The organism is Sulfidibacter corallicola, assembly GCF_017498545.1.
GTDB lineage: Bacteria > Acidobacteriota > Holophagae > Acanthopleuribacterales > Acanthopleuribacteraceae > Sulfidibacter > Sulfidibacter corallicola.
On sequence record NZ_CP071793.1, the window covers coordinates 3,944,564 to 3,957,750 of the forward strand.

At 59.3% G+C, this 13,187-nt stretch carries 10 protein-coding genes; 6 read left to right on the plus strand and 4 right to left on the minus strand.

Features of this window, described 5'->3' with window-relative positions; all coding sequences use genetic code 11:
* Positions 1–296: 296 nt before the first annotated feature.
* The gene (gene trpS / locus J3U87_RS11560; RefSeq protein ID WP_237383192.1) at positions 297–1,277 is read right to left on the minus strand and encodes a tryptophan--tRNA ligase; all 981 of its coding nucleotides are present in this window, start codon (positions 1,275–1,277) and stop codon (positions 297–299) included.
* A 432-nt stretch (positions 1,278–1,709) separates the two neighbouring features.
* On the opposite strand from trpS, the gene J3U87_RS11565 reads away from it, so the two are divergent.
* A complete protein-coding gene (locus J3U87_RS11565) occupies positions 1,710–3,590 on the plus strand; it encodes an FAD-binding protein (protein WP_237383193.1) in 1,881 nt (626 codons plus the stop codon).
* A gap of 858 nt (positions 3,591–4,448) precedes the next feature.
* On the opposite strand, the gene J3U87_RS11570 is transcribed toward J3U87_RS11565, so the two are convergent.
* The gene (locus J3U87_RS11570) at positions 4,449–5,831 is read right to left on the minus strand and encodes a dihydrolipoyl dehydrogenase family protein (protein ID WP_237383194.1); all 1,383 of its coding nucleotides are present in this window, start codon (positions 5,829–5,831) and stop codon (positions 4,449–4,451) included.
* 214 nt (positions 5,832–6,045) lie between these two features.
* On the minus strand, positions 6,046–6,318 hold the full coding sequence (locus tag J3U87_RS11575) for an HU family DNA-binding protein (protein ID WP_237383195.1): 273 nt from the start codon (positions 6,316–6,318) through the stop codon (positions 6,046–6,048).
* A gap of 520 nt (positions 6,319–6,838) precedes the next feature.
* On the opposite strand from J3U87_RS11575, the gene J3U87_RS11580 reads away from it, so the two are divergent.
* Positions 6,839–7,468, plus strand: coding sequence for a MiaE family protein (locus tag J3U87_RS11580; protein WP_237383196.1), 630 nt, complete (start codon positions 6,839–6,841; stop codon positions 7,466–7,468).
* A gap of 243 nt (positions 7,469–7,711) precedes the next feature.
* Here the strand turns inward: J3U87_RS11580 and amaB are convergent, their stop codons facing one another.
* On the minus strand, positions 7,712–9,223 hold the full coding sequence (amaB, locus tag J3U87_RS11585; protein ID WP_237383197.1) for an L-piperidine-6-carboxylate dehydrogenase: 1,512 nt from the start codon (positions 9,221–9,223) through the stop codon (positions 7,712–7,714).
* 881 nt (positions 9,224–10,104) lie between these two features.
* Between amaB and gcvT the strand changes: the two genes are divergently transcribed.
* From gcvT to J3U87_RS11605, 4 genes are all read left to right on the plus strand, one after another.
* A complete protein-coding gene (gene gcvT, locus J3U87_RS11590) occupies positions 10,105–11,205 on the plus strand; it encodes a glycine cleavage system aminomethyltransferase GcvT (RefSeq protein WP_237383198.1) in 1,101 nt (366 codons plus the stop codon).
* A 122-nt stretch (positions 11,206–11,327) separates the two neighbouring features.
* A complete protein-coding gene (gene gcvH, locus J3U87_RS11595; RefSeq protein ID WP_237383199.1) occupies positions 11,328–11,714 on the plus strand; it encodes a glycine cleavage system protein GcvH in 387 nt (128 codons plus the stop codon).
* 374 nt (positions 11,715–12,088) lie between these two features.
* The gene (locus J3U87_RS11600; protein ID WP_237383200.1) at positions 12,089–12,616 is read left to right on the plus strand and encodes a sigma-70 family RNA polymerase sigma factor; all 528 of its coding nucleotides are present in this window, start codon (positions 12,089–12,091) and stop codon (positions 12,614–12,616) included.
* Positions 12,609–13,145 (plus strand): hypothetical protein, encoded by a 537-nt coding sequence (locus J3U87_RS11605; RefSeq protein ID WP_237383201.1) that lies wholly within the window; start codon positions 12,609–12,611, stop codon positions 13,143–13,145. The genes J3U87_RS11600 and J3U87_RS11605 overlap by 8 nt, the downstream gene beginning before the upstream one ends.
* Positions 13,146–13,187: the final 42 nt, after the last annotated feature.

Here is a 13,187-nt window from a genome sequence, read left to right on the forward strand (position 1 = left end):
GCAGGAATGATGGAAACCAGGAAAAGCAGGACCATGATGTGTCACCAAATGCCGATCCTTTCCTGCTTTGCGATGTTCATGGGTTCCCGCTAAATTTTTCGGATAAACGAACCATGGCCCTTCGCCAGAAACCAGATACAGTGTATCTTTCTCGAAATCGAGCTGGGCATGCCCGCTGGTGCGCGGCTCTTAATGTAACAAACTCTGTAAAGCTCGAAGGTAAAGCTAAAAACCTAAACAAACGTAGGGTCGGGGAGTTCGTCAGTAAATGTCGACCCAGCGGCCTGGGCGGCCTCTCAGTGGTTGATGAAACCGACGGCTTCGCGTACGCGACGGGTGGTTTCGATCGCCGTCTTGCGCGCCTCCTTGGCGCCCTGCCGCAAGACGTCCATGACCTCGTCCGGATGTTCCAGCAGATGGTTGTAGCGATCGCGATAGGGCTCCAGAAACGCGTCGACCTTTTCGAAGAGCGCCAACTTGGCGTGGCCGTACCCAAAGCCGCCGGCGCGATACTTCTGGGCCATTTCGGCGATTTCGTCGGCATTTGCGAAGAAGTGATAGAGCCGAAACACGTTGCAGGTGTCCGGATCTTTGGGTTCCTCCAACCCCTTCGAGTCGGTCACGATCGACATGATCTGCTTCTTGAGCTGTTTTTTGGTGGCGAACAGCTCGATGGTGTTGTGGTAGGACTTGCTCATTTTCTGGCCGTCGGTTCCGGGGATGACCGCCACGTCTTCCTTGATGACGGGATCGGGCACCACCAACAGCTCGCCGTAGGTCTGGTTGACCTTGATCGCCAGATCGCGGCACACCTCGACGTGCTGTTTCTGGTCCGATCCGACCGGCACCAGGTGCGAGTCGTAGATCAGGATGTCGGCCGCCTGAAGCACGGGATAGGCGAAGAGGCCGTGGTTGGCGCTCAATCCGCGCGCAACCTTGTCTTTGTAGCTGGTGCAACGCTGCAGCAGCCCCATCGGGGCGAAACAGGTGAGGATCCAGGCCAGTTCACAGACCTCGGGCACGTCGGTCTGCATGAAGAGCAGCGACTTTTCGGGATCCAGGCCCAAGGCGAGATAGGTACGCGCCACGTCGAGGGTTCGCTCGCGCAATTCGGCGGCGTCGGGCAAGGTGGTCAAGCTGTGGTAGTTGGCGATAAAGAAGTAACGATCCCAGTCGGCCTGAGCCTGGGAGTCGAGATGTTGCTTGATGGCGCCGAGATAGTTGCCCAGGTGAAGCTTGCCGGAAGGCTGAATGCCGGATAAAACGCGCTTTTTCATAGTGTTCCCCATGTGAATGTCGACAGGCGGTACGAAAACGATCGCGCGATTGTAACCGGAAGCGTCGCCGGAACGCAACCGGGCGGGTCACGCCGAAAGAGGTGCGCCACAAGGGAAAGGCCGAACGGGACGGGGACCTAGAGGACGGCGGCGACCGCCGCAATGCGGCAGCAAAAATGAACCGGCATTCATGTCACCCTTTACAGCTTCACAAAAACCTGATTAACTGGTCTTCAGTTACGTTCGAATCGGTTTCCGGCACCCTCTTTTGTGTGATATCTTTTGTTGAAAAAATCGGGTTTGACGCCGGACACCAGCTCACCTTTTTTTCGATCCACGGGGCTACACGAACACCTGACGTGTCACCGGTATCACTTACCTTTTGCCTCATACCGGAATCTTTAAGTGGAATCACGACGAAGGAGATCCTGCATGACCAATTTAAACATCGCCTGCCTCTTGTCGCCTATGGCCGATACCGAGGGGCCGATGGATATTGCCGACGGTAACGTTCTTACCGGCGGGAAGAAGATTATGGGGAAATACGGCGAGGTTGGCCTCGAAGCCACCATCACGTTTGCCGAACAGAACCCCAACACCATTCACACCGACATTCTCTCGATCGGGAAGTCCAAAGAAGTCACTTCCCTGCAGCAGACGGCCATCGCCATGATCCAGCCCAAGAAACACCCGGGCACCCTCGGCGTGCACGCGCTCAACCTGGACGACATCGACACTCGCGACGCCTATGAAGTCGCCGATCTGCTGGTCGCCATGATCAACAAGCTCGACAACAAGCCCGACCTCATTTTCACCGGCCGCGAATCCTGGGACTACGCTCACGGGATCGTCGGCCCTACGGTCGCGCAAGGGCTCGGCATGCCCTACTACTCCGGTATTAACGAAGTTCAGCTCAACGACGACAAGAAGTCCGTGACCGCCACGTTCATCGAAGGCAACGACAAGATCGTCTACAACGTTCCGCTGCCCGCGGTCTTCGGCACCACCGACTGGCTCAACGGCAAGGACAGCGCCCGTTTCACTTCGCTCAAGGGCGTCATGATGGCCAAGAAGTTCAAGCGCAACCAGATGAGCCTGGGCGACCTGGGCGTCACCCCCGCGGCCAAGACCACCATCGAGAGCATCGAACCGGTCGTTTCCGAGCGCCGCAATCGCAAGATCGAAGCGGACGACAGCGCGCAGATCGCCAAGGAAATGGTCGACATCCTGGTGAACCAGGACAAGGCGATCGCGGGCAACACGGCCGGCGACGACGGCGCCAACCAGGCCGCCGATCCGGTTTCCTGGGCCGACGCCTCTGCCGCGGATCTCAACCTCGCCGAGGACGTGGTGATCGTGGCCGATCACGACAACAACGCGATCCGGCTTTCCACCAAGCAGGCCACCGCGGTGGCTCGCAAGATCGCCGACGCGACCGGTAAAAAGGTGAGCCTGTTGGTTCTCGCCAAGAACCCCGACCAGATCGGCGCGAGTTGCGCCGGCTTCGGCGTCGACCGCGTCATCGGCGTGGCTTCCGACGATTTCGAACACACCCACGTCAACTCCGCCTCCAAATACATCGCCAACCTGTTCGGCGCGGCGCCCTCCTACCTGGTGACGGTCGCCAACGACCTGGGCCGCGATCTGGCAGCCTACCTTTCGGCTCACTTCAACGGCGGCCTGCTGCAGGACGTCACCGACCTGACCGTCAACGGCGGCAAATTGTCCGGCAAGCGCATCGTGTCCAACGCGCGCTTCATCACCACCGAGACGATCACGGCCGACGGCCCGCAGATCGTGAGCGTGCGCGCCACGGCCTTCGATCCGGTTCTTTCGGACAACGCGCCGAGCTTCCACAAGGTCGCCATCGGCGGCGTGACGGTCAACGCCACCGTGACCAGCGTGGACAAGGGCGAGGAAACCAAGGGCGTGCCCCTGAACGAAGCGAAAGTCATCGTTTCGGGCGGCCGCGGCATGAAGGCCTCCGAAAACTTCGCGCAATTGCAGGGCTTGGCCGAAACCTTCGGCGGCGCCATGGGCGCATCCCGCGCGGTCACCGACCTCGACTGGGTTCCCCACAACCTGCAAATCGGTCAGACCGGTACCACGGTCGCTCCGGACGTCTACTTCGCGGTCGGCATCTCCGGCGCCATCCAGCACCTGACCGGGATGCTGGGCTCCAAGTACATCGTGGCCGTGAACCCCGACGCGGACGCCCCGATCCACAAGCACGCGGATCTGAGCATCATCAACAAATGGGAAAACGTCATTCCGGCCTTTTCCGAGGAGATCAAGCGCGCCCTGGGCAAGTAAGTTCCGCCGCGCAGAAGATCAAAGGCCCCGTTCGTCGGGGCCTTTTTTATTTGGCCGAAGCGCCCCGCCTGGAGTTCCCGGCCGTTCGATCGGGCCCGTCGCGGCAGTGCCGACTTTTCGAAGCGATCCGTCTCAGCAGTCCCCGCATACCCAGAGTGACGTCCTGCCCGGTAGGTTCATCGGCCCGATGAACATTTCGAAGCAATCCATCCCGGCAGTTCCCGTATCCTGGAGAGGATTGCCATTGCTGTAAGTTGGCCCGCTGGGCCGACATTCGAAGTTACCAATGAAGGGACGTACAAAGCGCCCAAGAGCATAACCCACCAAGCCATCACGAGGCCCATGGAGCTCCAAAGCACCGAATGAGTCCTCGTTTCAGGCAGATCCATTGCCCGGGTCGGTCCAGCCGACCCAGCCAACCGGGCACCACCACTCTCTCGAAGAGGCGGGTACCTTGAACGATGTCACGCTGGGGAGTTCAGCGGGCCGCTGAACCTACCGGGCACCACGACTATCTCAGAATGGGGGAACTCCGAGAGGAGCGACTCCGAATGTCGGGCTGGCAGCCCAACTTACAGCCCCGACGCCTTTCTAAGCATGCGGGAACGCTTGACTTGCGTCGCTTCGAATCGTTCGGCAGGGGCTTCGCCCCGGCCCTACGCCTGGAGCTTGGCGCGCGCATCCCGGGCCGCTGAACCTACCGGGCACCACGGCTATCTCAGAATGGGGGAACTCCGAGAGGAGCGGCTCCGAATGTCGGGCTGGCAGCCCAACCTACAGCCCCGACGCCTCTCTAAGCATGCGGGAACGCTTGATTTGCGTCGCTTCGAATCGTTCGGCAGGGGCTTCTCCCCGGCCCTACGCCTGGAGCTTGGCGCGCGCGTCGCGGGCGGCGTTGCGCACGATCTCGTTCAGCGCCGGGTGAATGAAGGTCGTCGCCAACAAGTCGTCCAAGGTACCTTTCATCTGCATCAGCGTGATGACCTGGTGCACCAGGACGCTGGCCTCGTGGCCGATGATGTGGCAGCCGAGAATCTTGCGGTCGGCCCGATTCACCAGGATCTTGACGAACCCTTCCTCCGAACGCAACGCCATGCCCATGGCACTGGCGGCGTAGTTGCGGAATCCGACCACGTAGTCGGCGCCGCGCGCCTGGAGCTGGTCCTCGGTCTCGCCGACCCCGGCCACCTGGGGCGACGAAAAGACCGCGTGCGGCATGGCCCCGTAGTCGATCGCCTCGTCGCAAGGCTCGGCGATGGTCGTGCGGAACAGGTACTCCCCTTCCAAATTGACCGAATGGCGGAACATGAAATTGCCGGCCACGTCGCCCAGGGCCCAAACGCCCTCGGCCGTGGTGCGCAGGCGATCGTCGACACGGATGAAGCCATCGGGCCGGGTCTCGACCCCGGCGGCGGCCAGGTTGAGATTGTCGCTGTTGGGTACCACACCGGTGGCGATCAGCAGGGCGTCGCCCTCCAGCTCCATCTTCAGGCCGCCCTCGCCGCAGATCGCCATCTTGTAGACACCGTTTTCGAAGGTCACCCAATCCACCGTCGCCTCGTGATACACCTTGGCATGGCGCTGAAACGCCTTGTGGAACGCGGCACGCACCTGGGCATCTTCGGGACGCAGCAGCACCGAACGCACGACCATCGAAATGTCGGTCCCCAGGGCGCTGAAGTAATAGGCCAGTTCGGTGGCGATATAGCCGCCGCCGACCACGATCATCTTTTTCGGTTGTTTCTCGAGCCGCAGGGCCTCGGTACTGGTCAGGAAGGGCACCTTGTCCAAGCCGGGAATGTGGGGAATGCGCGGACGCGATCCGGTCGCGATGTACACCTTGTCGGCACTGAGGGTCTTGCCGCGCACGCTGACGGTGCGGTCACCCACGAAGCGGGCTTCGCCGTGGTAGTAGTGCAGGTTTTCGTTTTTGCGATAGCCGGGCAGGATACTGTCGGACTCGTCGTCGATGGTTTGACTGACACGCTGCACGAGCGCTTCGAAATCCACCTCGAAACCCTTGGGCCGCAGGTTGTAGCGCGATGCGGTGGAAATCGTCTCCGCCACCTCGGCCGCATGAATCAACATCTTGGAGGGAATACAGCCCCGATTGAGACAGGTACCGCCCAGACGGTCCTTCTCGACAATGGCCGCTTTCAAACCCAGGTGGCTGGCCGGGGTGGATATTTTGGTACCGCCGCCGGAGCCGATCACCAGGACATCGTAGTGCTGGTCACTCATGCGTCACTCCTGTTTCGGGCGCGAGACCTGCCACCGGCGTCGCATGCACCGAACAACCCGGCCCGTTTGGTGCCCGGAACCGACCGGGCGCGTTCGCGAAAGGGGATCCCAAAATATGAAAAAAGCGGCCAAAATCAGCCGCTTTTTTCAACTCGGGAGGATTCCCGGTATTTCATTGGGAAACGAGGTTCCCGTCACAAGTTCAATGGGTAACTTACATCACCGCGTCGAGAAGGTTCTTACCCGGACGGAACTTAGGCACTTTCTTTTCCGGAATGGTAATGGCCTCGTTGGTACGGGGGTTACGACCGGTACGCGCAGCACGGTTCGCGACGGAAAAGGTACCGAAGTTTACCAGAGTAACTTTGTCGCCGTCTTTCAAAGCATTGACAACCGCATCCAGCATAGCGTCAAGGGCTTTCGTAGCCTGAGCCTTGGAAATGTCGGCCTCATTAGCCATCACACTAACGAGATCAGCTTTATTCATGTCGATTTCCTCCCCTAAGCATTAAGCACGATCTTTGGAGATTTTGGAGTTTATGCCCGCCAAACCCAGTTGTCAAGCCGATTTCAGGTATCCAGCCATATCCAAAAGGGAGTCACGAGAAACACAACGAAGAGTACTTTTAACAAGCGGAAACCTAGCGGTCAAGCGGATTCTTGGCAAAACCTCTTGTTTGACCGGATTAAGTGAGAAATGGCCAAAAAGCTTACGTAAATGCACATCTCCAGCGAAAAGCCTGTATCCGCAGTCGCATTCACACAATTCGAAGATTATTCCCCCGATCTCGCGAACCACCACCGCAAAAGAAGCCCTTCACCGCGTCAAAACCGGGTGAATTCCCAAGGGACGACCGTTCTCCGCCGCACTGGAAAAGCCGCCGGTTTCTGAGGTATGGTTAGGGAACTCGGCGATCGTGCGCCCGCGGCGCACGGGATCCCATCTCCAGGCGGGTGTCGCGCCGGCAGGCTACCTCCCGCCCGTCTCAATCACGCGAGGTAGCTTCTTGACTCCTACGACCACCGCCAAATCGCGAACCGCCGTGCCCGACCTACACCAATTCCTTCGCTGCACCACCCCGGACGCGTGGATCGCGGCAGCTCTCGAGCGGCAGGACATTCTCTTGGTGGACCACGCCAATTGCGAGAAAAAGGCGGCCTCCACGGCGTTGAACCTCATGTTCCGCTATGTGGATCGCGGTGATCTGCTGCAGAAAATGTCGCGCCTGGCCCGCGAGGAGCTGCGCCATTTCGAGCAGGTCCTGGCGATCATGAAGGCTCGCAACATTGATTATGTACACGTCACCGCATCGCGTTACGCCGAGGGCCTGCGCAAACACATGCGCAAACAGGACCCCCAACGCCTGGTGGACGTGCTCATCATCGGCGCCTACATCGAGGCCCGTTCCTGCGAGCGCTTCGAAAAACTGGCGCCGCACCTGGACGAAGAGCTGGAACGCTTCTACACCTCGCTGCTGCGTTCCGAGGCCCGCCATTTCGCCGATTATCTCAAACTAGCGCGCCAATACGCCGACGGCTGCATCCAGGACAGGATCGATTTCTTTGGCGCGGTGGAAGCCGAGCTGATCGAGAGCCCCGATCCCACCTTCCGCTTCCACAGCGGCACCCCGGCCTGAACGGGTGCCCACCCAGGAACGAGCGGACTCCAATAGCCCAGCCGATTCGCCTGGATGGGCACGGTATCAGGTATCAGGTATCAGGTATCAGGTATCAGGTATCAGGTATCAGGTATCAGGTATCAGGTCTCGGCAAATTACAAAACAACCCTCGTTCCGGATGGCCAACATCTATAAAAAAAGCCCGGCGACGAGGCCGGGCTTTCCGCGAACCGTCGAGGCGTCGATAGCGACGCCCGCTCCTTAGAGATCGAATTTGATCCCTTGAGCCAAAGGCAGTTCCTTGGAGTAGTTGATGGTGTTGGTCTGGCGGCGCATGTAGGCCTTCCAGGAATCGGAACCCGACTCGCGACCACCGCCGGTTTCCTTCTCACCACCGAAGGCGCCGCCGATTTCCGCACCGGAAGTCCCGATGTTGACGTTGGCGATACCGCAATCGGAACCCTGGTGGCCCAGGAACTTTTCGGCTTCCAGCAGATTCGAGGTGAAGACCGCGGAAGAGAGCCCCTGCGGTACGCCGTTCTGGTAGCCGATCGCCTCGTCGAAATCGCTGTAGGGAATCACGTAGAGAATCGGCGCGAAGGTTTCGTTCTGGACGATGTCGAAGCTGTTCTTGGCCTTGGCGATGGCCGGGGTTACGTAGAAGCCGGCACGGTCGACGCGCTCGCCGCCGCACAGGACCTCGCCGCCCTCGCTCTTGACCTGCTCCAGGGCCTTCGTCATCTGCTGAACCGCGTCCTCGTCGATGAGCGGACCCATCAGGGTGTTCTCGTCCAGCGGATCGCCGATGCGCACCTGGCCGTAGGCCTTCACCAGACGTTCGGTCACGGCATCCACCAGGCTCTCGTGCACGATCAGGCGGCGCGTGGTGGTGCAACGCTGACCGGCGGTACCCACCGCACCGAAGACGATGGCGGGAATCGCCAGCTCCAGGTTGGCTTCGGGCGTCAGGATGATGGCGTTGTTGCCGCCGAGCTCGAGGATCGAGCGACCCAGGCGTGCCGCGACCTTGGCGCCGACGATCTTGCCCATGCGTACGGAACCGGTGGCCGAGATGAGCGGCACGCGGTGGTCGTTGACGAGGGTTTCGCCCACGACGTCGTCGTGGCCGGTAGCCAAGGAGAACAGGCCGGGTACGCCGTGCTTCTCCAAAACGGGCGCGAAAATGTTCTGCATCGCGACGGCGACCAGCGGCGTCTTCAGCGACGGTTTCCAGATGACGCTGTCACCGCAAACGGCGGCGATCATGGCGTTCCAACCCCACACCGCGGCGGGGAAGTTGAAGGCGGTAATCACGCCGACGACGCCCATCGGATGGTACTGATCGTACATCCGGTGGCCAGGGCGCTCGGAGTGCATGGTGAACCCGTAGAGCTGGCGCGAGAGGCCCACCGCGTAATCGATGATGTCCACGATTTCCTGGATTTCGCCAAGCCCTTCCTGATAGATCTTGCCCATTTCGAGCGTGACCAGACGGCCGAGGTCGTCTTTGTGGGCGCGCAGGACTTCACCCATTTCGCGAACCACCTGTCCGCGCAGGGGTGCCGGCTTCGTACGCCAAGCGGCAAAGCTTCGCTCCGCCACGGCGACCACCTGTTCGTATTCGTCCCGGTCCGCGAGGCGAACCTTGGCGATGGCTTCCCCGTTGGCCGGATTGTAGCTGGTGACTTCTCCGCCCTTGCCTTCCAACCAGCGGTCGGAGAACACCCCACTGTTCACTTCCTCAATTCCTAACCGTTTCAAGAAATCGTACATGCGGTACCTCAAATCTTATTGCTTGTTTTCATTTTTTCATTGTTCCAAGTTCATTGTTCATCGCTTATCGATCATCGCCGATGAACGCGAGTCGACCCTGCCGCATCGGGAATCAAAGAGCCGACATCACACCGCGACGCGATCACCGAATCGCGATTCACATCGATCGGGGCCAGAACCACAAAGGCAACCCCGACACAAAGCGAAAAAAGCGCCGCGCGTATTCACGCCGCGCCTGCCGCTGTCGGACGTCGCGCGCCGCACGCATTTACAAATGGGAAACCAGTGATCTTCCCCCCGGAGCGAGATCTCGTGGATGCTTCATCGCACGACATCTCTCGTTTGCATTCCATACCAACCTCGGTGAACCCCACTCGGCGTCTAAAACCGGCATTGAGACCGCAACCCGGTTCATGAATCGAGAATCTAGGGCGCGTCCGAACCGACGACGGCAGCGGACGTCGCGAGGACCCAAGTGCGGGAGACTCGAGGCTTCGGGAATGCATCCCAAAAAAACCATTCTAGCAGATGATGAGGTCGAAACGCCACGGGCCGAAACAGGTTCGCACATCGGAAAAAGCGGTGCCGGTGAGGTGGCCGCGGGAACCCCTCACGAAAACCAATTTTTTGTTGGCTTTGCGCCAGTGAGTTGGTTTAATGCGCTTGGGTCATCTCTTTGGGCGTTCACGTTGATTTGGTTGACAGGAACGGCGTCGGTCCCGCCTTGGAACGCCGGCATCCACGGCGCGAAGCCCAGGCGAGATCCGAGCCGAATCGGGGGGTTTTCGAAACCGTTCGAGCGCAACGCCACACCGATCCTCACTGCATCCATCGGCCGCCGACGGAATCGATTCGCACCCCAACCACAAGGGATTGTTAGCATGACCGAAGCGTTAAAAAAGACACCGCTGGCCGAGGAACACGAAAAGCTGGGTGCCAAGATGGTTCCGTTCGGTGGTTGGTACATGCCCGTGCAATACACGGGTCTGGTAGAGGAACACACGGCCGTCCGCGAAAAGGCGGGCCTGTTCGACGTCTCACACATGGGTGAAGTACGGGTAACGGGCAAGGACGCCGTCGCCTTCGTCGACCACTTGACCGTCAACCAGGTCACCAAGCTGGTGGACGGCCAAGCGCACTACACCGCGTTCTGCAAACCCGACGGGACCGTGATCGACGACCTGCTGGTCTATCGCATCGGGCCCGAGGAATTGTTGCTGGTGATCAATGCCGGCAACATCGACAAAGACGTCGCCTGGATCGAACGGCACGTCGGTGATTTCGACGTCATCGTCAAAAACGAGAGCAACGCCATCGCCCAAATCGCGATCCAGGGCCCGCTCGCAGAGGAAATCCTGCAGCGAATCTGCCCCGAAGACCTCTCGCAAATCAATTACTACTGGTTCGTACACACTTCCATCAAGGGATTGCCCACGTTGGTATCTCGCACCGGCTATACCGGTGAAGATGGATTCGAGTGCTACTGCAGTGCCGATCACGGCGTTCGCCTGTGGAACCTGCTGCTGGAAACCGGCCGCGAGGACGGCTTGATTCCCGCCGGTCTCGGAGCCCGCGACACGCTTCGCCTGGAAGCGCGCATGCACCTCTACGGCAACGACATGGACGAGACGACCCACATCTTGGAAGCCGGCCTGGGCTGGATCGTCAAGCTCAAGAACAGTCCGGAGTTCATCGGCAAGGAACAGATTCGCGCCCAGAAAAAGGCCGGTCTCGACCGCCGCCTGGTGGGCTTCGAGGTCAAGGGCCGCGGCATCGCGCGCCAGGGTTATCCAATCGTCCACGAGGATCGCGACGTGGGCCGCGTCACCAGCGGAACCCATTCGCCGACCCTGAAAAAAGCGATCGGGCTCGGCTACGTCCCCTTGGCGCTCACCGAACCCGGCACCGTCTTTCACGTGCGCATTCGCAACAAGCTCGTCGAAGCCGAGGTCGTCAAGGGCCCCTTCTACAAGCGGGCCTGATCGATCGTCGGATCGCGACGCAACGACCACGACCTCGCCAAAAATAATTGACCGGCTCCCGGTCGCCGAATCAATGATCAAACGCCTGTACTTTTTTCATTTCCAGTCGGGAGGACTAGAGGATGTATTCTGGGAAAAACCTTTATTCGAAAGAACACGAGTGGCTGAGCGTCGATGGCGACACCGCCCTCATCGGCATCACCCATCACGCCCAAGACCAATTGGGCGACATCGTTTACGTGGATTTGCCTGACGTCGATTCCGAGTTCGAGATCGGCGAGGAATTCGGCAGTGTCGAATCGGTGAAAGCGGTCGCCGAGGTATTCATGCCGATCGGCGGAACCATCGTCGAAGTCAACGAAGACCTGGAAGACAGCCCGGAAGCCGTCAACAAGGATCCTCACGGCAAGGGTTGGTTGATCAAGATCAAGATCGCCGATCAGAGCGAGCTGGAAAAGCTGTTGAGTGCCGAAGCCTACGAGGCATTCGTGAAAGAAGAAAGCAAATAAGGGCTCCGAGACGAGCCGCAGGTCGGGCCGGGCCCCTCGAAATGCGAGGCCCCGGCTCACCGAGCGCAGGTTTGGCGCGCTTCCACTTTGCGATTCCACCGCGGTTTGTCATAGAATCACGTATTGCTTCGATCCTCGCTGCGACATGCACCTTCGGGAATCGCCTTGCGAATTCCGAGATGTCCTTTCCGGTGTCTTCGGCAGGTCATCGAAACCATGCGGTCGAATCGGGCCGTTCGGGTCCGACCTGGCGATCCAGGGCCGCTACCCGGCCGGTCATCGCCATATCACTGTAGGTCAATATGGATGAAACCTCACTCACAGATGAGGCACTTGTCGAAAAAATCAAAGAAGGAAACGTCGAGCTGTTCGAGGTGATTGTTTCCCGCTATCAACGCAAGTTGGTCAACTACATTTATAGAATGATCAACAACTACGAAGCTGCGATGGAGCTGTGTCAGGAAGTCTTTATCAAAGTCTACAGCTCCTTGGACAAATACAACCCCGAATACAAATTCACGACCTGGATTCACCGCATTTCCTCCAACGCCACGATCGATTGGATGCGCAAGAAGAAGCTCGACACCTTCTCCATCGACGCCTCCGGTGAGGATTCGCCCAGCCTCAGTCAGCAACTCCCGGCCAAGGGACTCAGCCCCCTGCAAAACTTGGAGATGAGCCAATTGCAGGGCCGCATCGAGGCGGCCATCGACGAGCTGCCGTTCATCTACAAACAATTGATCGTGCTGCGGCACATCAATGAGCTCAGTTACGACGAGATTGCCAAAACCGTGGACTTACCCTTGGGCACGGTCAAAAACCGCATATTCCGCGGGCGCGAGATGCTGAAAAGCAAATTGGCCGAGGAGATGGCCAAGAGGGGAGGGCGCCAACGTGGTTGATCCCAAAGACAACGAACGCGACAGAATCATGAATCCGGCCCAACCCGACGACGAACACGCCGAAGAATCCCTCTTCGACGACGACACCGATCTGCCCGAGGATCCGTTGCTCGAGGAAAGCCTGCGCGGCCTGCCGGAGATCAAGGTTCCTTCGACCTTCCTGCCCAACGTCATGTTCCAGGTTTACGAAAAGCACGCCCGGGAACGCATCAGCATTCCGCAAGTGCTGCTGATCAGCGCCGTGCTGCTGATCCTGACGATCGGCTTCTTCACCCTGGACATCTACGATTACATGGCCGGCCACGACATCGACAGCTTCTCCCAGGGCATGTCGATCAAGGTCAAGGCCGTACTGGCCCAGTTCGACGAATGGCTTTCGGCATTCGGGGGGCTGGTCTCGGCATCCTGGCAGATTGTCAGTGGATCGCTGGGCTACTTCTTCAAAAACGTGAGTATCGGGATTCAAATCCTGATTCTCCTGATGATCCTGGCTCTCGGCTTCGGCGCCAAACGGCTGCTGAACCGATAACGGGATCGATTCGATTCTCCCGAAATCCCCACAAGTCGATAC

What these genes read in the sequence shown, in the direction of transcription:
- J3U87_RS11575 (WP_237383195.1), bottom strand. Translation starts at nt 6,318, where the DNA reads ATGAATAAAGCTGATCTCGTTAGTGTGATGGCTAATGAGGCCGACATT.
- gcvH (WP_237383199.1), top strand. Translation starts at nt 11,328, where the DNA reads ATGTATTCTGGGAAAAACCTTTATTCGAAAGAACACGAGTGGCTGAGC.
- amaB (WP_237383197.1), bottom strand. Translation starts at nt 9,223, where the DNA reads ATGTACGATTTCTTGAAACGGTTAGGAATTGAGGAAGTGAACAGTGGG.
- gcvT (WP_237383198.1), top strand. Translation starts at nt 10,105, where the DNA reads ATGACCGAAGCGTTAAAAAAGACACCGCTGGCCGAGGAACACGAAAAG.
- J3U87_RS11570 (WP_237383194.1), bottom strand. Translation starts at nt 5,831, where the DNA reads ATGAGTGACCAGCACTACGATGTCCTGGTGATCGGCTCCGGCGGCGGT.
- J3U87_RS11565 (WP_237383193.1), top strand. Translation starts at nt 1,710, where the DNA reads ATGACCAATTTAAACATCGCCTGCCTCTTGTCGCCTATGGCCGATACC.
- trpS (WP_237383192.1), bottom strand. Translation starts at nt 1,277, where the DNA reads ATGAAAAAGCGCGTTTTATCCGGCATTCAGCCTTCCGGCAAGCTTCAC.